We start from the raw sequence: 23,728 nt of genomic DNA, 5'->3' as shown, positions 1-23,728 counted from the left end.
TTAAAAAAAGAGGAATGGGTAAAGCCTAATGGACAATATTTCGCTATTTATTCATCATCAATGTCTAATAAATGCGGGCATTGCCTAAAATCACAACAATTTCACTCGGAAATGTCTCTCTAGCTTTTCTCCGAGTCAAATTCTACACGATAGAATCATCAATTTTTAAAAACAAAGCTCGGCCACCCTATTCACTAATCAGAACAAACCGTTATCCTTGAGTATCAAACACATCACAAGATACATTTGTATTTTTTACATACAATTAAACATTCATGGTGAATTTTATTCACTTTTTTAAATTATTCATGAATTAGTACAAATTATAGATTCTTTTATGATGCTTATTTTGAGCATTTTTTATTTACCAACTTAACACCCAAGCCAACAAAAACTCAAACAAGCTATTGTTTTCAAATTAGATATAATCAAAGCACAAAACCTCATGATACGCACCCCTAAACTTTGAATAAGAACCCGTTACTTTGTCATTTCGAACTAAAAATAAACGCTATATCAATTTTTTAGATGCTTATATCAGATAAAAAGTCGTTGAATTGAAATAAATTCAGTCATTTTGGTCGTGTAGAACTGGCTCAAACGGCTAAGTCGATGTACCATATTGCGTCTTTTAAATTAACTGTGATAGGACTTATGCGCGAGTACGCTGTATTTACCTCGGAATCTGTAAGCGAAGGCCATCCAGATAAAATGGCTGACCAAATCAGTGATGCTATCTTGGATGCGATCTTAAAAGAAGACCCATATGCGCGGGTTGCTTGTGAAACGCTTGTAAAAACGGGTGCGGTAGTACTTGCAGGTGAAATCACAACAACTGCAAATGTGGACTTCGAAGCGATTGTTCGTCAAACCGTAAATGGCATTGGTTACCACCATTCTGACCTTGGTTTTGATGGTTCAACATGTGCCGTGATTAATATGATTGGTAAACAGTCACCAGAGATTGCTCAAGGTGTAGACCGTCAAAAGCCTGAAGATCAAGGTGCAGGTGACCAAGGTTTAATGTTTGGTTATGCAAGCCGTGAAACTGACGTGCTTATGCCTGCTCCAATTTCATATGCACACCGTTTAATGGAAAAGCAAGCTGAACTACGTCGTAGTGGCGCTTTACCATGGTTACGCCCAGATGCAAAAAGCCAAGTGACTTTTGCTTATGAAAATGGCATGCCTGTTCGTTTAGACGCAGTCGTATTATCTACTCAGCACGATCCTGAAATTTCTCAAAGCAACTTAAAAGAAGCTGTGATTGAAGAAATCGTGAAAAAAGTGATCCCTGCTGAAATGTTCCATGCAGACACCAAATTTCACATCAACCCAACAGGGATGTTTGTGATTGGTGGTCCAGTGGGCGACTGTGGTTTAACAGGTCGTAAAATCATCGTAGACACCTACGGTGGTATGGCTCGTCACGGTGGTGGTGCGTTCTCTGGTAAAGATCCATCTAAAGTTGACCGTTCTGCTGCTTACGCAGGTCGTTATGTTGCGAAAAACATCGTAGCGGCGGGTCTTGCAGACAAATGTGAAATTCAAGTGTCTTATGCCATTGGTGTGGCTGAGCCAACGTCTATTTCAATCAATACCTTCAATACAGCAAAAGTATCTGAAGAGCTGATCATTGCATTAGTCCGTGAACACTTCGACTTACGCCCATACGGTATCACTCGTATGCTTGACCTCATTCAACCGATGTATAAGCAAACTGCTGCTTATGGTCACTTCGGTCGTGAAGGTTCAGATACTGCATTTACTTGGGAAAAAACAGACAAAGTGGAAGCGCTTAAAGCTTCAGCTGGTCTATAAGTTTGATCCAAAAAGAAACCCGCTTAATGCGGGTTTTTTTTTATTTTAACTGATGAAAAATAGCCCATCAGTTCAGTCGTGAAGTCATTGAACCTCACTACTTAGGTTTGTTGTCATGATTGAGCACATCAAAGAGCGAAGTCACGGCAGCAGGTTCGCTGTTGCGGTCGGCCAAATAGACTTGTACAGATTTAACGATAATCGCTGCAGCAAGACATGCAACAATACAGAAAATCCAAAATCCAAAAGGACTTCGAATATTATGTGATCCACAGTTTGGACAGTCTTTATCTGTTGATGCGACAACTGTTTCACAACATGCGCAGTGGTATTGATAGAGCATCGCTTTACCCCCTTGTTTTTGTCCTTTCTTGTTTTTATTGTCCATCACCCTGCCTCACAGAATGTTAGATTCATTTATCTTATGTGAGTATTTGTTGAGACTCAAGCGCCATTCACCTGAAGTGATGTCAGCAACGGCTTACACTGAAAGATTAATCAATTGATTTAACGCATATTCCTCTTTATAACACCGAATCATGACAATTTCATTTTGTAACATAATAGTTTTTGACGTATTCCAAAGTATTTGCTCGAAACCCTTTAGTTTTCTCGCGATTGTTTATTAAAATAAGATGCAACGATGAGGAAGAAAGAATGGTTCAGTTGATTAAAAAAGGCGGTTTACGCGAACGTGCCAACCGCAGTCGCAGCTATAAGGGCTCAGAAAATACCGAAGCGACATTGCAGCCCAACCGCTATGCGCAAAGTAAAAAAGACGAAGTGTCTATCTTGGAACAGGCTCCATCATCTAAAGAGCTTAAAAATGACTTAGATGTAGATTGCGAGAGCATCGTACCAAAGCCATAAAGCAAAAATCAGGAACAACCCGCCAGAAATAATGTCAATATAACTTCCTGAACGCTGATATGCCGCCTTAATTTTAGGTAATGATAAAAGCAGCATCAGCAGTGCAAAAGTCATAAAAGTTTGAATGGGAATAATGACCGCAAGTTGCATTTTTAAATAGGGACTTGCGCTAGAACTCAAGGCTAATGAAAACACACTACTGAAATAAATCAGTGTTTTCGGGTTAGACAAGTTCGTCAGCAAACCTGACATGAAATAATGGTTGGCCTTCGGTGTAGGCAGTTTTTGACCATCATCTAGCAAGGCTTCTTGCTGCATTGTATTGAGACCGGCTTTCAACATCAGCCACCCCATACGTGCAAGGAACACCCCACCAATCACCATCAATACTTGTTGAATCCACGGCATTTTGTCGATGAGTACGGTAAAACCTAACAAGGTTAAAACCACCCAAACGACGATGCCAACGGAAATACCTAAGATCGTTTTTAAAGTGTTTTTTTGTGTGGTCGAAGCTGAACTTTTGGCAATCAGCAAAACATCAGGACCGGGACTTAGCTGCGCAACAAAATGCAATGCGCAAATCGTGAAAAGCAATGACATAAAAAAGCGGCATAATTTTTAAAAAATAATTATATCGTTTGTTATATTTATTTTAAATCATAAGCACTTAAAACATTTTCATAAAGATAAAAAAAGCCGAGTTAGAACTCGGCTTTAAAATTAGGTATGAAATTATTTATTCACATCTTTCATTTCAATTTTTTTCGCCTCTGGCGTGACTTCTCGTGCTTCACCATCAATAATACTCGAGTCACGATAAGCTGAACCGCCCTGCTGTTGCTGCATTTCTTGCATCTGGCGCATGATATCTGCAAATGGGTTTTGACCTTGAGCACCACCGCCCATGCCATTCATATCCCCCATCATACCACCCATCATTTTTTCCATCATCGCTTGCTGACGTTTCATCATCACGTTCATCAGTGCACCTGTCATGGCCTTTTGCACCGCAGGAATAAGCAATAACACGGCAACCACGTCTGTCACCAAGCCAGGAATCAATAAAAGAAAACCCGCAATGATTTTTGGCAGATTGTTTGTTAATGCAGGATCTGCACCCATCTGGCCCGCTTGCATTTGCTGCATTAAACCTGCTGAATACTTACGAATCAGGCTCGTACCAATAAAGAAAGCGGCAATAAACCAGAAGAACACGTACCACATGCTACCAACGAGGTCGCCCACGCCAATCCATACGAAGACTTCGAGAATGACACCAGCTAATATAAAAAGAAATAATTTCATGAAAATTAATCTAATCTCAACAAAATGAATAAGGTGCAAGAATCAAGTGCTCAATCTACATCAAGCTTTTTTGATACGCTTATGTAACAATATGGGCATATTTTTTTTTTTAAAGGGCAAGCATGTCATTAATTATTGGTATTGACCCCGGTTCTCGCCTCACAGGCTACGGTATTATTCAAAAAGAAGGTCAAAAACTAATTTTTGTCGATGCTGGCACCATTCGTACCGAAGCTGCTGATATGCCTGAACGGCTAAAACGTATTTTTGCAGGGATTGATCGTATTGTAAAATTTCATGGCCCAACTGAAGCCGCAGTTGAGCAAGTATTTATGGCACAAAACCCTGACTCCGCACTGAAACTGGGGCAAGCACGTGGTGCTGCTATTGCTGCACTGGTCAACCTTGACCTACAAGTTGCTGAATACACCGCACGTCAGATTAAACAGTCGGTGGTCGGTTATGGCGCTGCGGACAAAGAACAAGTACAAATAATGGTGATGAGACTCCTAAACCTGAGCATCAAACCACAGCAAGATGCAGCCGATGCTCTCGCTGCTGCTATTTGTCATGCACATGCTTCAGGCAGTATGACCAAGCTTGCTGTACTCAATGCTCTTGGCGGTATGGCGCGCGGACGCAGCCGTAGTAGCTCTCGTCGACGCTAAACGTTAAGTGACATAGTCTTTAAAGTCTTTACGCATTTCACGTACCGACGGTGCTTTTGGATAAGTTGCTATCAGCATTCTTCCCGAAATGCGTAAATTTTTCTTTTGAGCAGGATCGATACGAATAAAGACCAACTCTTCTGGCTCATTGCGGTGATTGATCTCACAAATCATAATGGTGTAGTTTTTTTCGATCACTTTATAACGACCAAATGCCTGCTGTACGATTTGTTTAAAATTTTTCTGTCCACCTGCTGGTGCAAGTTGAGTGTAAATCACCAGCAATATGCATGCACCAACTACCAAGGCCACCAGTAAGTATTTATCCATTCTTCCTCCTTTTACCATTATTCGAAGTCTTTAAATTTTAGGCTTGATCGCGTTATATCGCGTTTTCTTACTACATAATAGTTCTTATGCTATTTCAATATTCTTACTTGCAAGCATTTACTTTATTTTCTTCCATCTGAAAAGAATTAAATAATTTTAAAGAATCACGCTGAATTTTTTCCCAATGTGGCAGAAGCTCCGCATGGAAATCTATATCTAAACTACTCGTGTTAAAGCCATAATTTGGTACATGACTATTTAATTCACATGCCGTAGCGCCATCTGGATATGAATCACACGCAATGACTACACTAATGCCTTTCCCGTTTTCTTCTTTCCAGTAAATTCTTTTAGAAATATTATCTTGCTCTCCCAAATCTATTTCATAAAGTGATAAACGTGAATTAAATTTCTTCTCCGAATTAATCTCACTTATGCTCATATCTTTTCGAGCACCCATCCGTTCACTTAAATAAAATTTCAATGAAGGCGTATAATCAAAAAACGTTTTGTCGTCTCCCCACTCATCCTTCCAATCACCACGTTGTGATACAGTGAAAGCAATGTCACTAAGTTGATTTGAGGAAAGCCGAAAACCTTCTGAAGGATGCATTTCTGGCCATTTCACAAGAAATGTGGCGTTACCGATTTGATCATTACAATCTTTGGTATAATGTAGTTGACTAGCACCTTTCTCCCAATAACTAACATCTTGATATTCAACTCTCGTAAAAAATAAATATCGTCGATCTATACGCATTTTCTGATCGCCAAAACTTCCGCACTCATATGGTTGTTCTTTTAAGCTCGGTATATCACTTGGTTCCAATACACTAACAATAACGCTCAAAATGACGATAATGATTGGTGACAATAGTATAAAAATCAAAAAATGTTTTAGCTGAATAGGCTTTCTAAGAAAATCTAAAATCATAAGTCATCTTATTTAATTATTCATTTTTTTCATGTACTCCTAAAATTAACACAAAGTATTTGAGATATAGTATTTTTTATTCAAAATACCCATCATAAAAAAAGCCCATCAAATGAGATGGGCTTTTTAGCAAGGACAAATACTTACTTCATGCTTGCAAAAACTTCTTTCGCTGCTTGCAGCGTAAATTCTATATCTTCATCAGAATGGGCAGCTGAAATAAAGCCAGCTTCAAACGCAGATGGCGCAAGGTTCACACCACGGTCTAACATACCGTGGAAGAACTTACGGAATGCATCGATATCACACTTCAGCATTGAGTCGAAGCTGGTAATGTCTTCTTGATCGGTAAAGTACAAACCAAACATACCGCCGACTTGTTGCGTTTTAAAAGCAATTCCCGCTTCATCAGCTGCGGCTTGTAAACCCACAAGCAGTTTTTCTAGCTGCGCTGTCAATTTTTCATAAAAACCATCTTGGCGCAGGTGTTTAAACATCTCAATCCCTGCGCGCATTGCAAGTGGATTCCCCGACAGTGTTCCAGCTTGGTAAACTTTGCCCAGTGGCGCAATACACTCCATCACTTCTCGTTTCCCACCAAAAGCACCCACGGGTAAGCCTGCACCAATAATTTTACCCAAGGTGGTTAAATCAGGAGTCACGCCATAGTGAGCTTGCGCACCACCCAATCCAACACGGAAACCAGTCATCACTTCATCAATGATAAAAACAGAACCATGTTCATCACATACATTACGAATCGCTTGTAAGAAGCCTTCGATTGGTTTGACTAGGTTCATGTTCCCTGCCACAGGCTCCACAATCACCCCTGCAATCTCCGAACCAAACTTTGCAAAGCACTCTTTTAAAGTGGCTATATCGTTATATGGAAGAGTCAGTGTGTGTTTGGCAAAATCGGCAGGAACACCGGCTGAAGTCGCTTCGCCTTCACCGCTGGTTAACAAACCTGAACCTGCTTTGACCAACAGTGAATCTGAGTGACCGTGGTAACAGCCTTCAAATTTTACAATCTTGTCACGACCTGTATAACCACGTGCAAGACGAATGGCTGTCATGGTTGCTTCAGTACCTGAGTTGGTCATACGAACCAGCTCAATTGACGGCATAATTTCGCAAATAATGTCGGCTAAAGTTGTTTCATGTACGGTAGGCGCACCGAAGCTTAAACCATCCACAGCAGCATTTTGAACTGCTTTAATAATTTCAGGATGAGCATGACCTAAAATCATTGGTCCCCATGAGCCCACATAGTCTACATAGCGCTTACCATCCACATCGTACAAGTATGCACCTTGCGCCTTTTCAATAAAGACAGGCGTTCCGCCTACGCTATTAAATGCACGTACAGGTGAGTTCACACCACCCGGAATATGTTTGCTTGCTTGTTTAAACAATTGTTCTTGCTTTGGAGATAAGCTCATGAAGTTACTCAACTCAAAAAATAAAAAAACATCTAAAAACGCTTAAGCTTTAGATGCAAATAAATCAGCCCACTGTTCTATACGATCAGGAATCGCAGACATTGATAGCCCTAATATATCACTAATCACTGCGCAAAGGTCGGCACCAGCATCGATCACTTCACTTGAATTTTCAACTGTTAAGCCACCAATCGCACAAATCGGCACATTCAATTTGGCTTTGGCTTCTTTTAAAGTCTCTAAGCCAATATTGCCAGCTTCTGGCTTGGTCTCAGTTGCGTAAATTGCACCAAAAGCAACGTATGTTGCACCTTCGGCAATCGCCTTTTCAGCCAGCTCAATCGAGTTCAAACACGTACGACCAATCACCGCATCTTTTGGCAGACGTGCAACAGCTTCGGCAACTTCGCCATCACCTTGCCCTAAATGTACACCAACACCGTATTTAACGGCCATTTCTAAGTCATCGTTGATCACAAAAGGAACACGATACTCAGCGCACATCGCTTTCATATACTCGACTTCGTAAGCCTGTTCTTCTTTGGGTACTTTTTTACGGCGATACTGCAAAATGGCAACTTCACGTGTTGCCATTGCACCTTCTAATTTAGCCAAAAGTAGCTCTAAAGGATCATCATTTGTAATTAAATATAAACCGCGCATTTAACTCTACCTTTGGGTTATGTCATTCTATTATAAAGCCAAAGGCGACTGATGCTTTAATGAATTGGAACTGAAAATGCTTTGCTTTGCACAAAAATCCCGCGACCAAGCTCAGGCTATGTAAAAATACCTATTTTCAGTGATAGTCGCCCCACCGCTTTCGCAGTTTAATGGATACAGAAAGCAACAAGAATAAAATAAAAATAACAACTTTATAACAAGAATAAGAGACACTCAGCGATCTGATACGGCTTTTTAGCTTTTTAAACCAGTGGTGTTTGAACAACATCATAAAAGCTAAAAAGCCGCATATTTTATTATTTAAAATCCACATAAAAAAAGCCTAGAGAAGGTCGCTCTAGGCTTGGAAAACTAAAAGCACTTTAAAGTTCAAAGCACTTATATATTATTTGATGAAAATACAATCAACGACCTCATTATTAGAACATTAACTCATACTTTGCAACTGTTAGTTTCAAGCTTTTCATAAAACTTTCATAATGAAGTCACAAAGTGCTTCACTAACTTGGAATTTTATCCAAAGCACGATCTTGTAAGCTTAAATTTCCACGTAAAACATCGGAAAACATGCGCCAGTCAGAAATAAAACTATACAAAGGCTGTTTAAAACTGGCTGGCTTATTTTTTTCAAAAACAAAATGACCTACCCACGCACAGGCATAGCCAGAGACTAAGCCGTATATAAAATAACGCGGCTTGCGTTTAAGTATGGCTTTAGAGAAAAAGTACAGTCCAATTGAACTGCCCGCGACGTGTAGCCGACGACTCATGATGTTGCGGTGCTCTGTTAGATAAAAACGATAAAACTGGTGATAGTCCTTAATCGGCAATTGAAAATTAGGTTCAGCATCGTGTTCCTGTTTCGGTTCAACCTGAGCATTCATCTGTCATCATCCTGATGGTTTTTTACCAACATAGCTGAAAATATGCAATCTGCAAAGTGCAATCGCCTCTGGTCGCGCATCCACTAAAAACAGAATTGTTTTTTGATCAATCTCGCACTGCAACTTTGTTTTATTCTGTCGTCAAGTCTTACATACTATCTCTTTTTCGCTACAATCCAGTGGTCCATTGGTGTGCCTTTAGCGCACATAAAAACAAACTACAGATCATGCATCTAAATACATAAAGGCTTGGCACTGACCTAGCCCCTCAAATTAGGAATTTTTCATGGTTGAAATTGAATTAAAATTTCAGATTAGCGAAGCACGACGTACCGCCCTTCTTAAAGCTTTAGATCCTAAAAAATCTGAAACGATTCAACTTCAAGCCAAGTATTTTGATACGCCTGATCGCCTTTTGGCTCAACACGGCGCTGCTTTGCGTCAGCGTCTTGAAGGCACTTGCTGGATTCAAACACTCAAAGCCGCAGGTAAAAGTCATTTACACCGTTTTGAACATAATCATAATTTGGGTGAGTTAGAGTCATCTCCTGAACTGGACTTAAGCATTTATGAAGCTATTCCAGAGGCTCAACAGATTTTAACCCAAGCTTTAGCCTCAGATGCAGCTGCGTTAAAGCTCACCTTTGAAACGGACATCCAACGTACCTATCGCGTCATTGAGTTTGAAGATGCTGAAATTGAAGTCTGTTTGGATGTTGGTGTGGTTCGTGCATCTGGTCGAGAACATACCATCCATGAGGTAGAGTTTGAACTTAAATCAGGCTCTGCTCAGTCGCTTTTGGCTTTTAGTTTTGAATGGGTGAAGAAGTATCAACTGTGGTTAGATGTCCGCAGCAAAGCCGAAATGGGTAATCTACTGGCACTTGAGCAAACCGTAAGTCCAGCACGTTTTGAAAAAGAGTTTGTCTTATCGAAAAAAGAAAGTGCAGCACATAACCTGAGTTTATTGATTGGTCAGCAAATGCAGCATTTACTGCCGAATATTGCCGCAATTTCGGCAGGTGTTGCTGAGCAAAGCCATATTGATCAAGCACAAACTGCTTTAGAACACCTACAACTAACACTAGCCTTATTTAAAGACTGGAATAGCAATATTTCTGATAAATGGGCGATGCAACTTGCCGCATTCAAACATCAGTTTGATCATTTACAACATTTGCAGCATATGCAAAGCACCCTAGGCGCTTTTCTTCAGAATCCAACCACTACAGAAAATCTTGCCAAAGACATTTTATATGCTCAAGAAAAGCTTGGAAATTTAGTTAAATCGACGCAGAACGTACATCATTATCTTGAATTATTGACCTTTAGTTTAAGCTCACATGATCAAGTGCAAAAGCAAGATTTAAAAACCTATGCACACAACACCCTACAAAACCAATATCGACAGCTACAAGAAAGCTTAAATGCTGCCGATATTAGCCACTTTGAAAGTTTAGATGTTGTGGCGCAGAAAATTAAGGAACTGAAGTTTAGCTTTCCTATTTTAACGTCAATTTATGATGTGAAAAATTTGCAGAAATACAGTAAAGCGTTAAACGATGCACAACAAGCCGCACATGAATATCAAATCTTAGCGACTTCTGCTGCGTACATTCAACAAACAGAGTTAGAAGCCAGTGATTGGTTTGTTTTGGGCTGGCTCACGGCAAAGCTTGAAGTTTATGCCGATAAACTTTTAGAAGCGACAGAACAGTTCTTAGTTAGCCGTAAATTCTTAAAATAACGCACTGTATATGATAGCAGTCATGTTAAATACATGACTGCTATCGACTCTCTATAAGGTCTGACAAGACCCAAAATCATGCACGATAAAAAATCGTAGTCGGTCGCTTCAAACCACTAATTTATCTATGACAAAGCGGCCTATTATCAGAACAATACAGGCTTTATATTCATTTTTATTCTTAAAAAGTAAGCCTATACATTCCTACTCAATGTAGGTTTATTATCACTTCGATGTAACCATCTGTACTTATTAACTCTGCATATTTCTAACCATCATCTTCATTTTAAAAGTGACATCTAGCACACTATTTCTGCTCTTTTAGCTTATACCTATTCAAAGCTGGTCTTTTTTTACTCAATTTAGCATATAGTAAAACGTAGGTTGTCATGAGTCAGGGCTATGCAAGAGATTGAGTTTAAGTTTCAAGTTCCAGTTAAGAAGCGTAAGGCATTGCAAAAAGCTTTTACACTGCTCAAGGCTGAGCCGATTCATTTAGCAGCCCAATACTTTGATACAGCCGATCAAACGCTTGCTAAGCATTGCATCGCGATTCGACGTCGGCAGGAAAATGATGAATGGAAACAAACCTTCAAAGCAGTAGATACCGCAAAAGCATTGGGTCGCTTTGAACTTGAATTTGATATAGAGCCACCTGAGACGACTACACTCGACTTAGATAACTATAAAAAAGATTATTCCGCTATCTACAAAAAATTAAAACGCGCTTTGGGGCTTCCACTTCCAACCCTTGAATTGCTCTTTGAAACCAAGATCCAACGTTTACGCGTTTTGCAGGATGTTGGAAGTATTACAGTTGAAATTGCTCTCGATATTGGCAAAATTTTTAAAGAACAAAGCAGTGTAGATATTTTCGAAATCGAATTTGAATTAAAACAAGGATCGATAGAAGATCTGATCGCATTTATACAAGCTTGGATTCAAAAATACCAACTGAGTCTCGACACACATAGCAAGTCAGACTATGGCCTTCAGGCCGTTCGTCAGCAAAGTTACTTTCCTGCGCAGTATCAAACACCTCTTGTATTGAACAGAAGTTCAAGCGAAGTTGAGGCTCTACAAAACATACTGGCCAATTGCCTACAGCACTTACTTCCCAATGCCAGTTCAATTGCTCGACAGCAGTACTCCAGTGAGCATATACACCAAGCCCGCGTGGCGATTCGCCGCTTGCGTAGTGCACTGAAAAGTTTTGCTGCATGGTCGGACGACATTCAACCACACTGGAAAGCGGAACTCACCACTATTTTTCAAGCCTTAGGTGGAACACGTGATATCGATGCGCTGAACGAGGATTTACTTCCTCAGCTAATTGAGGCAGGTTATCCATTAGACTATCTTCCACCAAGTACAGAGGCTATCACTGATGTCTGTGCTCTATTCCGACAACCAGAAACGACGCAACTTTGGCTTGAATTAATTTTATTTACAGAGCAAGAACTAGATTCGCCTTCAAAAACCAAACTGAAAAAACATGCGCTCAAAGTGATACAGTCTTTACACCATAAAATATGCGCACATGCCGAGCACTTTAGCCAGCTTGAAGATGAGGAAAAACACCGCGTTCGTAAACAAGTCAAACAACTGCGTTATAGCATTGAGTTTGTGGCGTCTTTACTCGATGCAAAAGCATTAAAAACCTATTTAAAAAAACTCAAAGCAGTTCAGGAAAGCCTAGGGCACTATAATGATTTGGTGGTTGCAGATGCCTTGTTTCAACAAGCCCCTGAACCAGAAGCCGCTTATAGTTTTGCCACAGGATGGATCGCCGCGGAAAAAAATAGAATGCTCAAATTGGTTGAACAACAGATGATGCAGTTTAGTCAAACCAAACCGTTGAAATAGTTTTTTAAATCAAAATATCCATCAGTAGCGAAAAGTTCTTCTATAGGTGAATTCCCTGTCTACACCTAAGTTAACGATACTTTCCGTACACTTTCCACGTATTGTTATCTGCTAAGGGGTCGTTATAGCTATCACTCCGCTGCTTACGTGGTTTGTCTCGTGCATCGACCAGTTCAAAGTGTGCTTCGGTACTTAACACGATACCATTTACATAAAATCGGGTACGGGTATATTCACTCTGCCCATGCTGAAACACATAGGTTCTGAGGTCAATAAATTCCCTATGCGCAACCAAGGCTGCGTTATCATCGCTGTCCAACCAAGCGCTCATGGCTTGGACTTGCTCGGGTTCAAACTGCCCACATTTTTCGATTAGGCTCGCAATGCCACGAAAACTTTTAGACTCTTTGGCGCGGGTTTTATTGATCCGAATACGATCGACGTGAAAATAAAACAGCGGTAAGTTCAAATGACTAGGTAAATGAATTGCATCCAACACTTCATCTTCCATAAAAGGTTGGAACAAGTCTTGTGCCCGCTCAATCAAACCCGTCCACTGACGGTAGTAATCCTCAACCTCTGTTTTCGTTCCGTAATAGATCGGTAAGCCTTCGACATTGGCTAAATTTTGTGGTGGCCAAATGTTTTGACGCAATAAGGCAATATCACTTTTTAAACTTTGTACCGCAATCGCGTCTTGCATGGATATTCTCTTTTTACTGCTTAGGCTATTTTTAGATTAAGGCAAAGGTTTAGTTTCTGCAAGGCTTTGCCTATAATGCAGTCTGAGTTATTTATGTATTTTAGGACAAGTTCATGGTTCAGAAGATTGAAGCAACAGATGTAACCGAAGAAGAAGCGTTGAATGCTGCTTTTTTTGAACGTGCAGATGAATTTATTAAGCAAGCCAACGATTTTTGTCGCACTGAAAAAGGTTCACAAGTGAAACCTGCCGAAATACGTGGCCAAGTGAGTGCTGCGATGTTGTTTGGTACAGCCCGTTTTAACACGTGGGTGGCAGCCAACAACTTTAAAGATGGCGATGAAATGCGTGATGCCAAAGAGCAAGTGATGTCTTATATTTTGCAGCAGTTCCAAATGATGCTTGAAGACAACTATGACGAATACTGTGAACAGTTTGAAAACTACCTTCGTTTCCGTCATAACGAAGAATTTCATGCCAATAAGCATGACCACAAACACGATCACTGATCAATCAAAGCCTGCCTTGCGCAGGCTTTTTTCATTTCGTTATATTTGAAACGAAATACAATGTTGCAACACCTCAATTTACAGTAAGGTAATCGCTAAGGAATATGACTTAGGGAAGAACATGCAGCATTTGGACTTTGCACTCATCGATCCACACATCCACCAGTGGGACCCCTATAACACGCCACATGCAGCGGCTTTGGCAGTCAAATTATTAGGTAAGCATCCTAAGCTTTTGGACAAAATGGTTCGTTTGGTGAAACCTAAAGACCTGATTGAAACCATCGGTCTAACCCGTCATATTACACGTCCTTATTTGCCCCAAGACTATAAACTCGATACTGGCCCATACACAGTCGAACAAGTGGTACATGTTGAAGCCAGTTGGCATCACAGCAAAGGCAAAGGTGTGGTTGAGGAAACTCAGTTTATCGAGTCTTTAGCTTTTGGGGTAGATACCGTCAAATTGGGTGGCATTGTCGCAACAGCTGATCCACGTGATCGTAACTTTAAAAAGATCCTAAAATTACACCATAAAGCTTCACCACACTTTCGTGGTATTCGTAAAATGGCGTCTTTTCATGAAGACAAAGCAATCCATGCGTGGACAGATGAGCCTCACTTATATCGCAATAAAAAATTTCTCAAAGGCTTCGAAGTATTGTCCCAATACAACTTGAGTTTTGATGCTTGGGTTTATTCCACACAGCTTGAAGATGTAATTTATCTAGCCAAGCAGTTCCCTGAAACCTCCATTGTGTTAGATCATTTGGGTACACCCGCAGGTTTATTTGGCCCAATTGGTGCAAATACAGGGATAACACAAACGGCGCGGGAAAATATTTTCTTCCGTTGGAAGGACGACTTAGCAGAACTCGCCAGTTGTCCAAATGTCTATACCAAAATGTCAGGGCTCTTCATGCCTGTATTGGGACATCGCTTTCATAAAGAAGGTCGACTGGCGTCTAAACAAGAAGTCTTTGACCTTGCACATCCCATGATTACACATGCCCTCGCCTGTTTTGGCACCTATCGGGTGATGTTTGCCTCTAACTTTCCGATGGATTCGGTCAGTACATCGTTGGTGAATATTATCGATGCCTTTAGTGATGTTGTCGCAGCCTATGACCCTGATGCTGTAGAGCGCGTCTTCCATCACAATGCCAAACAGTTTTATCGGCTTTAATTGAGAAAAAATAAGAAAACTAATTTATCAAACCTATGACAAAAAGAACCTCTCAATTTTGAGGGGTTCTTTTTAGATGAAAACTGAAATCTTTACTTTTTCAGCGCTGGTTGCGCTTTGCCATATTGGTCAGCCATCACTTCAACCAACTGATCCAGCTTAATATACTTCTGAATCACCGCATCAACATCGGCTTTACTAATTTTTGCTAATGCTAAATCACGCTGTTCGCGATCCAGTAAAGTACGATTACGCTTCATTTGAGGAATCAACATGCGATGGATATTGCGACTATCTTCAAGTGCAGTCACACGCTTTTTCAAAATATCAGCCTTGGCAGCTTCCACTTCCTGTTCAGTAACGCCTTTTGCCAGTAACTCATTCAACACTTTATACACCGCTTGAGACACTTGAGCCTATTTGCCTGCGCTATAGTTCGCATCAATCGTCAGCGCTCCTGACTCCGTCCAGTCATCCAGCGAAATACTACTACCAAAACCATAGACCAAGGCATTCTTTTCACGTAGCTCTTGTGCCAAACGAGAAGATAACTGCGACTCACCTAAAATGTGCTCGAGTACCTGTAAAGCAGGTGCATCTGGGTGGTATGTACCCACAGGGAACGTCATAATGCTCTGATAGCTACCAAACTCACGCTGCTCTGACAGTGCATGTACACGCTGCGCTTTATATGCAGTAAAGTCAGAAGTAATCCGCTGATAAGGCGCTGCCGAATTCCAGTTTGCAAAAGCCTGATTTAAAGTCTTTTTCATCTTTTTCGTATCAATCACGCCCGTTACCGAAATTTGTGCATGATTCATCGCAAAGAACTGCTGATACAGCTGTTTCACCTGTCCTTGTGTTGCGGCCTGATACTGCTTCTTGACATATTCAGGTTCGAAGTGATGTCGAATATCCCCTATTGGATAAGTTTCAAGTAAACGAGCAATGGTTAAAGCTGCTACAGTTTCAGGTTCTGTATACGGTCGATCTAGACTTGCTAAGCTTTGTGACTTAATCAAATCAAACTGGCTTTGTTCAAAGGTTGGATTTTTAAGTACATCTATCACGAAGTTAAAAAATTCATCAAACTTTTCTTTCTTTGCCACGATTGAAATATTGATGCCGTTACCATTACTTGAGGCACTTGCTCCACCACCCGCATCGATCGAGTGATCGGCAATATCTTGCAAACTATATTGAGTTGAAGCTCTGAGCAGTAAATAAGAGGTAAGATCTAATAACTCTGCTTTATTAAACAGACTTTCTGCAGTACCAAAATCAATCGAAATGGTGGCATAAGTCTTATCATCACGCGTGGTACTTGGGTACAGCGCATATTGCATACCATTTTTTAACTTGCCACGCTGAATTTGTTTTTCAGCACTTTCTAAATATTGCTTTGAGCTTTTTACGTATCCAGCCACTTCTGCCTTATACGCACTGACATCTTTCAATGGTTCTTCAGCAACGGCTTGTTGGTCTAAAGTTTTTGCTGGGGTCGCTGCTGCCGCTTGTTCAAGTGCTTTTTTCTGATCTTCTGGGGTCGGTAAAATAGTGCCTGAAATACGATGCTCAGGCACTAAAAAGTCATCTAAACGTTGGTTCACATCAGTAACGCTGAGCTGTTGTAATTGTTGCTGATCTTTAAAGTATTGTGTCCAATCACCATTGGCAGAAACCACATAGTCACTGAGCATGCCACCGACTGCCGTTGCACTGCTGAACATGCTTTCTTGTGCATTTTTAATCATACTCTTCACACGGTTGAGCTCAACCTCATTGAAGCTTGGTGTTTTTTCTACACCAGTAACCAAAGCCGACTCGACTTTCTTCACATCATGGTTGGGGGCATAAACTGCGCCCATAAACACCATATTAAAATCTTGGTCTAACCATGTGGTCGACTGAACAGCTGTCGCCGTTCCCGTTTCTACAATGCTTTGGTACAAATGCCCACTGGGTTGCATGGTGTATAAATACGGTGACACCGCCAACGCGGTCTTAATGTTCTCGTTTTTACCATTCAGGTAGATATTATATTTGGCTAAGTTACTGCCCTTTTTCACCACAAACTGACGATCTTTAATCTTACTGGCATCTAAGACAGGCACTTTGACTTTCGCAGGCACAGCACGCGCTTTAATCGCACTAAACTTTTCATCTATCTGCTTCAGTACAGCAGCTTGGTCAAACTTGCCCGAAATGACAAACACCGCATTATTCGGTGCATACCAGTCACGATAAAACTTATTCAGCTCAGCCATTTTGATTGACTGTAACTCATTTAAATCACCAATCGGTAAACGCCCTAAATATTGATTACCATAAGCGGACTTCCACATCTGATCCATGAGCACTGAAAAAGGCTGATCCATACGGACTTCACGCTCGCGTTTTACAATCGCGATTTCAGATGGTACATATTTTTCTTGGAGCACCAAACCGTCCATACGCTCTGCTTCAAGATGAATTAGCTCATTAATTGCATTTTGTTCAGGACGAACCACATTAATATATTTGGTTGAATAATAGTCCGTGCTGGCATTATTCATTAAACCGTATTGATCTAAACGGCGTTGAAACTCGTCCCCTGGAACATTTTTAGTCCCCTTGAACGCTAAGTGTTCCAATAGGTGCGCTAAACCGCCCTTACCTTTTGGGTCGTTCAATGAACCAGTCAAATAGACCATGTTCATATACACTTTATTTTCTTTATCGTTTGGCGCAAGAATAATACGTAAACCGTTATCTAATTTATATTCTTCAATTTTCTGTTCCGATTTTACCAATACGGGTTGTGCCCATACTGTGCCCCCAAAGCCAAGTAGCAATACCGACAAACTCAATGTTTTAAAACGCATTAACATTATTTTTCCAAATAATTCGACAAAATATGAATGATTCTCAACATCATAGAGGAAAGTGAAATTATTTTTATAGTAATTTGGTGAAAAATAGCATTTTAATCAATGCTTATTTTTCACCAGCAGTTTTAATTTAAAAGAATTACAACTTAATCTAAGTAAAGTTCAGCCGTCATATATAACTTGGCATAGCCTGAGATTTGGATCCGTGTTTCAGACTGAAGATCGCAGTAAAGCAATCCTCCACGGCTCGATGCCTGATAGGCAATCAATGAGGTTTTACCCAACTTCTCCGCCCATAGTGGTGCAAGACCTGTATGCATGGAGCCTGTCACTGGGTCTTCATTGATGCCTTTATGCGGTGCGAAATAACGCGCGATATAGTCATAGTCTTGAGATGTTGAGGTCAGGGTAACATCCAAGTTTTCAGCGGTAATCGCAGTACTGACTTTATGCTTTTCTGCCAGTTGACGAATTTTGTCCAAGTTCGGTTTGGCATCCTTAACGGCCTGCTCAGACTCACACACTAAAATATAAGCCTGTGGGTTTAAATAGACTTCTTTAATTTCACAATCGACCAATTCATGAATTTCCGCAGGATAGTCTTCTAACTTTTGCGGTGCTCGAATTGGAAAATTCATATGAATCTTACCGTCAACATCTTGATCAATGATAAAAACACCCAAGTCTTTTACATGAAACTGGATACGTTTGGCATCGGTATAATCCCGAAATAGGACGAAACTACTGGCTAAAGTCGCGTGCCCACAAAAGTCCACTTCAACCTGAGGAGTGAACCAGCGAATTTCATAGTTTTCAGCATCAATCACTTTCACAAAAGCCGTTTCTGCCAAATTATTTTCCAAGGCAATATTCTGCATCAAATCTACTGCTAACCATTCATCACGCACAATCACAGCGGCAGGATTACCTTTGAATAATTCAGTTGTAAAGGCATCGACTTGATACATTTTCATCGTTTTTCTCCTAAATTGAGGCTTTATTTTGCAAAAAACTGAGTAAAAAAGTAGATACAGTTTTTAGTCATTTATGGATACACGCCCAATAAAAAGAAGCCTAATCATGAAGATAGGCTTCTTTTCAGTTCATAAGCTATATATTTCTCAGCTTAGACTTCTTTTAAGTCCACATTGTCTTGCTCAAAAATACGCTTATCCGTTTGACCTAAGACTTGACTGGTCACAACACCTGCAGTCATAGAACCATTCACATTCAAAGCCGTACGCCCCATATCAATTAAAGGCTCAATTGAAATAAGCAGTGCAACCAAAGTCACAGGCAAGCCCAGCATCGGCAGGACAATCAGTGCTGCAAATGTTGCTCCACCACCTACACCCGCCACCCCAATCGAGCTCAAGGTCACGACACAAACTAAAGTCAAAATCCAAATTGGATCGAGCGGATTAATACCCACTGTCGGTGCAACCATAACAGCCAACATCGCAGGATACAGCCCCGCACAGCCATTTTGCCCAATGGTCGTACCAAATGATGCTGAAAAGCTGGCAATCGACTCAGGTACGCCCAGACGTCGTGTTTGCGCTTCAATATTTAAAGGAATACTGGCAGCACTTGAACGGCTGGTAAACGCAAAGGTCAGCACAGGCCAAACCTTTTTAAAGAACTGAATTGGGTTCACGCCTGTGAGCGCCAAAATCACGGCGTGCACGATAAACATAATCGCCAAACCGATATAAGACGCAACCAAGAAGCCACCTAAGTTTAAGATGTCCACCATTTTAGAGTTGGCCACAATATTGGTCATGAGTGCGAACACACCATAAGGAGTGAGCATCATAATGAGACGCACCAACTTCATGACCCACGCTTGCAAGATGTCAATTGCAGACAACAGCTTTTGCCCTTTCTCAGCATCCGCTTTCATGAGGTTCAAGCCTGCAATGCCTAAAAACACTGCAAAAATGACTACGCTAATAATGGAGGTTGGATGTGCCCCAGTCAGCTCGGCAAAAGGATTGCTCGGAATAAATGACAGAAATAAATCAGGCACTTGCAAGTCAGCCACTTGCCCGACATAGTCAGTTTGAATCGTATTTAAACGTTCAGTTTCTTGTGTCCCTTGCACTAAACCTGCCGCAGTTAAGCCAAACAGATTGGTCACCACCACACCGACAAATGCAGCAATCGCTGTGGTAAATAACAAAGTCCCAATACTGATAAAACTAATTTTACCCAATGAACCCGCATCGTGCAGCTTAATCACAGCGCCTAAAATGGAAACAAATACCAAAGGCATCACCACCATTTGTAGTAGTTTGACATAGCCTTTACCGACCAAATTAAACCACTGTACCGACTCTTGTAGTACAGGCGAATGCGTACCATAAAACCCATGTAAAGCGAGACCAAAAACAATACCGAGACAGAGACCTGCCAGTACCTTCTTCGCTAAACTCCAATCGGTTTTACGGGTTCGGCCCAGTAAAAAAAGCAATGCAATAAAAATGATGACATTGACGATTAAGGGGATATTCATACTGTTTCCCTAAATGATGCTGTCATAATTATAAATCAAAATTTAAACGGGCTTACTGTTTTGCGCCATATTCCACGCTGAATGTACAAATTTAGACTGAATTGGCAGTTTTAGAATGTGGTATAAAGCATTTAAACGGCTGTTAAAGTGTTCTTTTATATGAATCAATCTCTGCTTAATCCTCACATTCTGCCCGTACCTTTAGAAAAAGCATATCGGCTACTCAACCACGGCCCAACCGTGCTGGTTTCCAGTCAAGATGATGAAAGCACCGATGTCATGGCCGCGGCTTGGGCATGCGCCCTAGAGTTTAGCCCAGCCAAAGTGACGGTGGTACTCGATAAATCGACAAAAACCCGCAGCATTATTGAAAAATCGGGTTTGTTTGCGCTGCAAGTCCCTACACTTAAACAGCTGAAAATGGTCTACGCACTAGGCATGATCAGTCAATATGATGCTCCTGAAAAGTTACGTCAGTGTGGGGTCGACCTTTTTCAGTTTGGTCACAGCCCAATTCCAGTGGTTGAAGGCTGTAGCGCATGGATTCTGTGTGAACTCATTCCTGAACCACATAATCAGCAACAGCATGACTTGTTTATTGGCAAAGTCATTGCAGCTTATGCAGATGATCGGGTTTTTAGAGATGGCCATTGGTACTACCATGAAGCCGCAGATGAATGGAAAAGCATCCATCATGTTGCAGGCGGACACTTTTATACCATTGGTGATGCAGTGGATATCAATCAACTCAAAGATACTGATTAAATTGACTGCGCCTTTACTCCGCTCGACTAAAGGTGGACATCACCCGATTGTTTTATTGTAAATTTCATCTTATAGTTCAAGTGTATTTTTTAAACAAATAGTCAAATTATGATGAACAGGACGTTCTCAAGCACCGTACAACTGAGTCTCTTTCTCTGCCTGAGTATGTGCTTGGGAATTGGCATCTTACGTTTTTCTTATACCGCGCTACTGCCGTCCACACGCGAAGCCTATGAATGGTCACACAATTTCGCCAGCTTACTCGGTAGCGCTAATCTGCTGGGTTATCTGATCGGCGCATTTTGGGCGATGAAGTTGCCACAAAATGCAAAAATGCCGATCTATATCATTTTTGCTGCGCTCTTTGGTTCAATCAGCCTGTTTGCCTGTGCATTTTCGCATTTTAACGAAGTTTGGTATTTGGTGTGGCGCATCATTTCAGGTATCGGCGGCGGTTTGCTGATGATTCTATCACCCAGTATTGTGGCACAGTGCAGTGAGTTACAGCACCGTTTTAAAATTAATCTGATTGGATTTAGTGGAATAGGAATTGGTGTATTGGCAGCCACGCTGTTTATGCCGTATTTAGACCGTATTGCAATCAGTAGCGCATGGTTCATTCTCTGTGGCTTTGCATTTGTCATTACGTGGTTATTATGGATACTTGTTCGTCCTTTCCAAAAGCAACTGCACAGTATCCCTACAAGCCAGCCCCAGACTCATACAGTGAATAAAACTTACTATAGCTTACTCATTGTTTATGCCTGCAGCGCCTTTGCCTATATTCCCCATTCTTTGTTTTGGATTGATTATTTAAGCCATGTTTTAACGCTGAATTTATATTGGATCAATTTTAACTGGATTTTATATGGCTTAGGCAGCGCTCTAGGTGCAGCGACAGCTTATGCTTTAGCACGTAAATTTGGTAACTTTCTGGCTTTAAAGATTCTATACAGTGTCTATATTGCGGCAGTTTTTATTGCGGTTCTGAGTTTTTCGCCTGTATTTACGCTCCTGTCTTCATTTCTCACAGGTCTACTGAACCCTGCGGTAGTCTTTCTCACCTCCTACACCATCTTACAACTCTACGGCTTGGCCTATAAAAAACTGTGGAGTATGGCGACACTCAGCTTTGCAACGGTACAACTGGTCGGTGGTTTAAGTTTTAGTACCTTACAGCATTTGGGTTGGTCATATCACTTTCAGTTTATGCTTGCTGCGGGAGTCCTCGGTTTAGGAACATTGCAACTATTTTACTTTACCCGTAGGACATCCACCTCCAATCCAACAACTAAAAAAGAGGCCTTTTAATCCTTCACATAGAAGGAAATCGAAAAAGAGGTAACCTACTTAGGTTAGTAGGTTCCGTTATAGAAGGCCGTCCATGTTAAATACCTGTGATATTTTTAACTTACCTCTAAATAATACAAATGTACTGTGCAAGTATAAGAAAAGAACCCAATTGAGGGACCTTCTATCACCAATACAATTCACGCATTCGAACTTTTACATCTGTAGATCAAAGCTCGGTTATTTCGATGCATTTAAAGTTAAATACGGATAAGGATTCACAGCTCCTTTCCCAGTCCTATAAATTCCATAGTGCAAATGTGGTGGCGTATTCTTGGCATTGCCGGTGTTCCCGACATAGCCCAATACTTCTCCCACTTCAACCCAATCACCCGTTTGAATATTAGGCGCATAAGCATCTAAATGTGCATAGTAATGACGGCTTAAGTTTGGTCCCATTACCCATACCACTTGTCCACCTAAACTATTGATGCCGACATCCAAGACAATGCCTGATGTAGCACTTAAGACAGGTGTACCACGTTTAGCGAAGATATCAATACCTTGATGTTTTCGGCCCTGACCACGTGCAGCCCACCAAGTGTCCTGTATGTGCTTATGACTTACACCTTGTACAGGCACATTTAAGTTTTTCTCTAAAGGCGTCTTATATAACTGCCAATATAAATATGGATAACTCAAACCTGCTGCTTCACCCGAAACGGATGGCTGACATCCACTCATCAACAGACTTGTACTTAAAATAGCTCCACTCAGAACTAAACGAGACATGATTCAACTACTCAGCTAATTTTTAGATATTAAAATAAGATAAAGTTACCTTTTCATACTAAATGCCTCATATATTGAAAGATATCTTATATATGTAACGGCAAAGCCCTCATATAAAATGAGGGCTTTGCTTCGAATAAACCACGTAAAACTACTTACGCTTCTTCAGTTTTTTCTCTAAGGCTTTCAGCTTAGACTGATGCTTAGAGATCTTTTTTAAACGTGCTTTGATCTTCTGTTTTAATGTTTTCACAACATTATTCGACATAGGGTCCTCCTTTGGTTCAACTCCCTTTGATCGATTCTTCCTTGAAATGCCTTTAACATTCGTTCATGAAATAGCAATACGCCTAGCGTTGTTGCTGATCTGGGTTCGGTTGGTTTTGATTCGGCTGTTTTTGCTGACCTTGATTTGGTTTGGGTTGTTGTTGCTGTTGTTGCTGGTCTGGTTGTTCTTGTGGTTGATTTGGTTGTTGTTGACGTTGCTGCTGATTGTTCTGCTGTTGATTTTGTTGATTAGCCATGAGACTACTCCTTTATCATC

At 40.8% G+C, this 23,728-nt stretch carries 22 protein-coding genes and 1 pseudogene; 9 read left to right on the top strand and 14 right to left on the bottom strand.

Going from position 1 to position 23,728, the window contains the following annotated elements; all coding sequences use genetic code 11:
- Positions 1–654: 654 nt before the first annotated feature.
- Positions 655–1,821 (top strand): methionine adenosyltransferase, encoded by a 1,167-nt coding sequence (gene metK / locus HYI04_RS03445; RefSeq protein ID WP_004984924.1) that lies wholly within the window; start codon positions 655–657, stop codon positions 1,819–1,821.
- 97 nt (positions 1,822–1,918) lie between these two features.
- On the opposite strand, the gene HYI04_RS03440 is transcribed toward metK, so the two are convergent.
- Positions 1,919–2,164: a hypothetical protein gene (locus HYI04_RS03440; RefSeq protein ID WP_005401120.1), complete on the bottom strand. Its 246-nt coding sequence runs from the start codon at positions 2,162–2,164 to the stop codon at positions 1,919–1,921.
- A 314-nt stretch (positions 2,165–2,478) separates the two neighbouring features.
- On the opposite strand from HYI04_RS03440, the gene HYI04_RS03435 reads away from it, so the two are divergent.
- Positions 2,479–2,691 (top strand): hypothetical protein, encoded by a 213-nt coding sequence (locus HYI04_RS03435; protein ID WP_004984928.1) that lies wholly within the window; start codon positions 2,479–2,481, stop codon positions 2,689–2,691.
- Here HYI04_RS03435 and HYI04_RS03430 read toward each other — a convergent pair.
- Positions 2,653–3,294, bottom strand: coding sequence for a LysE family transporter (locus HYI04_RS03430; protein ID WP_087013406.1), 642 nt, complete (start codon positions 3,292–3,294; stop codon positions 2,653–2,655). The two genes, HYI04_RS03435 and HYI04_RS03430, sit on opposite strands and share 39 nt — an antisense overlap.
- Positions 3,295–3,426: 132 nt before the next feature.
- Positions 3,427–3,999, bottom strand: coding sequence for an FxsA family protein (locus HYI04_RS03425; protein WP_178895838.1), 573 nt, complete (start codon positions 3,997–3,999; stop codon positions 3,427–3,429).
- A 122-nt stretch (positions 4,000–4,121) separates the two neighbouring features.
- On the opposite strand from HYI04_RS03425, the gene ruvC reads away from it, so the two are divergent.
- The gene (ruvC, locus tag HYI04_RS03420) at positions 4,122–4,667 is read left to right on the top strand and encodes a crossover junction endodeoxyribonuclease RuvC (RefSeq protein WP_005401116.1); all 546 of its coding nucleotides are present in this window, start codon (positions 4,122–4,124) and stop codon (positions 4,665–4,667) included.
- A gap of 3 nt (positions 4,668–4,670) precedes the next feature.
- Here the strand turns inward: ruvC and HYI04_RS03415 are convergent, their stop codons facing one another.
- The 5 genes from HYI04_RS03415 to HYI04_RS03395 form a co-directional block, all read right to left on the bottom strand.
- Positions 4,671–4,997 carry a hypothetical protein gene (locus HYI04_RS03415; protein WP_010326887.1) on the bottom strand — a complete coding sequence of 109 codons (327 nt, stop codon included), beginning with the start codon at positions 4,995–4,997 and terminating at the stop codon, positions 4,671–4,673.
- A 103-nt stretch (positions 4,998–5,100) separates the two neighbouring features.
- Positions 5,101–5,931, bottom strand: coding sequence for a hypothetical protein (locus HYI04_RS03410; protein ID WP_005401114.1), 831 nt, complete (start codon positions 5,929–5,931; stop codon positions 5,101–5,103).
- 143 nt (positions 5,932–6,074) lie between these two features.
- Entirely contained in the window at positions 6,075–7,373 is a 1,299-nt protein-coding gene (gene hemL, locus HYI04_RS03405) for a glutamate-1-semialdehyde 2,1-aminomutase (protein ID WP_005401113.1), read from the bottom strand.
- A gap of 42 nt (positions 7,374–7,415) precedes the next feature.
- A complete protein-coding gene (thiE, locus tag HYI04_RS03400) occupies positions 7,416–8,036 on the bottom strand; it encodes a thiamine phosphate synthase (protein ID WP_010326888.1) in 621 nt (206 codons plus the stop codon).
- Between the two features lie 521 nt (positions 8,037–8,557).
- Positions 8,558–8,941, bottom strand: a complete 384-nt coding sequence (locus HYI04_RS03395) for a DUF962 domain-containing protein (RefSeq protein WP_005401111.1) — start codon at positions 8,939–8,941, stop codon at positions 8,558–8,560.
- Between the two features lie 286 nt (positions 8,942–9,227).
- On the opposite strand from HYI04_RS03395, the gene HYI04_RS03390 reads away from it, so the two are divergent.
- Positions 9,228–10,688 carry a CYTH domain-containing protein gene (locus HYI04_RS03390; protein ID WP_010326889.1) on the top strand — a complete coding sequence of 487 codons (1,461 nt, stop codon included), beginning with the start codon at positions 9,228–9,230 and terminating at the stop codon, positions 10,686–10,688.
- Between the two features lie 402 nt (positions 10,689–11,090).
- Entirely contained in the window at positions 11,091–12,554 is a 1,464-nt protein-coding gene (locus HYI04_RS03385; protein ID WP_010326890.1) for a CHAD domain-containing protein, read from the top strand.
- A gap of 70 nt (positions 12,555–12,624) precedes the next feature.
- Here HYI04_RS03385 and HYI04_RS03380 read toward each other — a convergent pair whose 3' ends face one another.
- Positions 12,625–13,257: a hypothetical protein gene (locus HYI04_RS03380; protein ID WP_178895837.1), complete on the bottom strand. Its 633-nt coding sequence runs from the start codon at positions 13,255–13,257 to the stop codon at positions 12,625–12,627.
- Between the two features lie 113 nt (positions 13,258–13,370).
- On the opposite strand from HYI04_RS03380, the gene HYI04_RS03375 reads away from it, so the two are divergent.
- Together HYI04_RS03375 and HYI04_RS03370 are read left to right on the top strand one after the other, a co-directional pair.
- Positions 13,371–13,766 (top strand): DUF3144 domain-containing protein, encoded by a 396-nt coding sequence (locus HYI04_RS03375; protein WP_004696747.1) that lies wholly within the window; start codon positions 13,371–13,373, stop codon positions 13,764–13,766.
- A gap of 121 nt (positions 13,767–13,887) precedes the next feature.
- The gene (locus HYI04_RS03370; RefSeq protein ID WP_178895836.1) at positions 13,888–14,952 is read left to right on the top strand and encodes an amidohydrolase; all 1,065 of its coding nucleotides are present in this window, start codon (positions 13,888–13,890) and stop codon (positions 14,950–14,952) included.
- A 92-nt stretch (positions 14,953–15,044) separates the two neighbouring features.
- Here the strand turns inward: HYI04_RS03370 and HYI04_RS03365 are convergent.
- The 3 genes and pseudogenes from HYI04_RS03365 to HYI04_RS03355 form a co-directional block, all read right to left on the bottom strand.
- Positions 15,045–17,822 (bottom strand): annotated as a pseudogene (locus HYI04_RS03365) (M16 family metallopeptidase).
- A 146-nt stretch (positions 17,823–17,968) separates the two neighbouring features.
- A complete protein-coding gene (locus HYI04_RS03360; RefSeq protein WP_010326892.1) occupies positions 17,969–18,796 on the bottom strand; it encodes a PhzF family phenazine biosynthesis protein in 828 nt (275 codons plus the stop codon).
- A 152-nt stretch (positions 18,797–18,948) separates the two neighbouring features.
- Positions 18,949–20,337: an L-cystine transporter gene (locus HYI04_RS03355; RefSeq protein ID WP_010326893.1), complete on the bottom strand. Its 1,389-nt coding sequence runs from the start codon at positions 20,335–20,337 to the stop codon at positions 18,949–18,951.
- A gap of 159 nt (positions 20,338–20,496) precedes the next feature.
- Between HYI04_RS03355 and HYI04_RS03350 the strand changes: the two genes are divergently transcribed.
- Positions 20,497–21,102, top strand: a complete 606-nt coding sequence (locus tag HYI04_RS03350; protein WP_010326894.1) for a flavin reductase family protein — start codon at positions 20,497–20,499, stop codon at positions 21,100–21,102.
- Positions 21,103–21,210: 108 nt separating this feature from the next.
- Entirely contained in the window at positions 21,211–22,413 is a 1,203-nt protein-coding gene (locus HYI04_RS03345; protein WP_029575041.1) for a YbfB/YjiJ family MFS transporter, read from the top strand.
- A gap of 219 nt (positions 22,414–22,632) precedes the next feature.
- On the opposite strand, the gene HYI04_RS03340 is transcribed toward HYI04_RS03345, so the two are convergent.
- Complete coding sequence (locus HYI04_RS03340) at positions 22,633–23,184, bottom strand: M23 family metallopeptidase (RefSeq protein ID WP_029575042.1); 552 nt, start codon at positions 23,182–23,184, stop codon at positions 22,633–22,635.
- A 350-nt stretch (positions 23,185–23,534) separates the two neighbouring features.
- Entirely contained in the window at positions 23,535–23,708 is a 174-nt protein-coding gene (locus tag HYI04_RS03335; protein WP_004696738.1) for a hypothetical protein, read from the bottom strand.
- Positions 23,709–23,728: the final 20 nt, after the last annotated feature.

It is taken from the genome of Acinetobacter sp. SwsAc2, assembly GCF_013391465.1.
Lineage (GTDB): Bacteria > Pseudomonadota > Gammaproteobacteria > Pseudomonadales > Moraxellaceae > Acinetobacter > Acinetobacter johnsonii.
This window is presented reverse-complemented; position numbering and strand designations above follow the sequence as displayed.

Bases quoted from the DNA above. Each gene is read 5' to 3' on its own strand.
- HYI04_RS03380 (WP_178895837.1), bottom strand. From the start codon at position 13,257: ATGCAAGACGCGATTGCGGTACAAAGTTTAAAAAGTGATATTGCCTTA.
- HYI04_RS03385 (WP_010326890.1), top strand. From the start codon at position 11,091: ATGCAAGAGATTGAGTTTAAGTTTCAAGTTCCAGTTAAGAAGCGTAAG.
- HYI04_RS03435 (WP_004984928.1), top strand. From the start codon at position 2,479: ATGGTTCAGTTGATTAAAAAAGGCGGTTTACGCGAACGTGCCAACCGC.
- HYI04_RS03350 (WP_010326894.1), top strand. From the start codon at position 20,497: ATGAATCAATCTCTGCTTAATCCTCACATTCTGCCCGTACCTTTAGAA.
- hemL (WP_005401113.1), bottom strand. From the start codon at position 7,373: ATGAGCTTATCTCCAAAGCAAGAACAATTGTTTAAACAAGCAAGCAAA.
- HYI04_RS03345 (WP_029575041.1), top strand. From the start codon at position 21,211: ATGATGAACAGGACGTTCTCAAGCACCGTACAACTGAGTCTCTTTCTC.
- HYI04_RS03375 (WP_004696747.1), top strand. From the start codon at position 13,371: ATGGTTCAGAAGATTGAAGCAACAGATGTAACCGAAGAAGAAGCGTTG.
- HYI04_RS03410 (WP_005401114.1), bottom strand. From the start codon at position 5,931: ATGATTTTAGATTTTCTTAGAAAGCCTATTCAGCTAAAACATTTTTTG.
- HYI04_RS03415 (WP_010326887.1), bottom strand. From the start codon at position 4,997: ATGGATAAATACTTACTGGTGGCCTTGGTAGTTGGTGCATGCATATTG.
- HYI04_RS03360 (WP_010326892.1), bottom strand. From the start codon at position 18,796: ATGAAAATGTATCAAGTCGATGCCTTTACAACTGAATTATTCAAAGGT.
- HYI04_RS03370 (WP_178895836.1), top strand. From the start codon at position 13,888: ATGCAGCATTTGGACTTTGCACTCATCGATCCACACATCCACCAGTGG.
- HYI04_RS03430 (WP_087013406.1), bottom strand. From the start codon at position 3,294: ATGTCATTGCTTTTCACGATTTGCGCATTGCATTTTGTTGCGCAGCTA.
- HYI04_RS03440 (WP_005401120.1), bottom strand. From the start codon at position 2,164: ATGCTCTATCAATACCACTGCGCATGTTGTGAAACAGTTGTCGCATCA.
- HYI04_RS03335 (WP_004696738.1), bottom strand. From the start codon at position 23,708: ATGGCTAATCAACAAAATCAACAGCAGAACAATCAGCAGCAACGTCAA.
- HYI04_RS03355 (WP_010326893.1), bottom strand. From the start codon at position 20,337: ATGAATATCCCCTTAATCGTCAATGTCATCATTTTTATTGCATTGCTT.
- HYI04_RS03425 (WP_178895838.1), bottom strand. From the start codon at position 3,999: ATGAAATTATTTCTTTTTATATTAGCTGGTGTCATTCTCGAAGTCTTC.
- HYI04_RS03395 (WP_005401111.1), bottom strand. From the start codon at position 8,941: ATGAATGCTCAGGTTGAACCGAAACAGGAACACGATGCTGAACCTAAT.
- metK (WP_004984924.1), top strand. From the start codon at position 655: ATGCGCGAGTACGCTGTATTTACCTCGGAATCTGTAAGCGAAGGCCAT.
- ruvC (WP_005401116.1), top strand. From the start codon at position 4,122: ATGTCATTAATTATTGGTATTGACCCCGGTTCTCGCCTCACAGGCTAC.
- HYI04_RS03340 (WP_029575042.1), bottom strand. From the start codon at position 23,184: ATGTCTCGTTTAGTTCTGAGTGGAGCTATTTTAAGTACAAGTCTGTTG.
- HYI04_RS03390 (WP_010326889.1), top strand. From the start codon at position 9,228: ATGGTTGAAATTGAATTAAAATTTCAGATTAGCGAAGCACGACGTACC.
- thiE (WP_010326888.1), bottom strand. From the start codon at position 8,036: ATGCGCGGTTTATATTTAATTACAAATGATGATCCTTTAGAGCTACTT.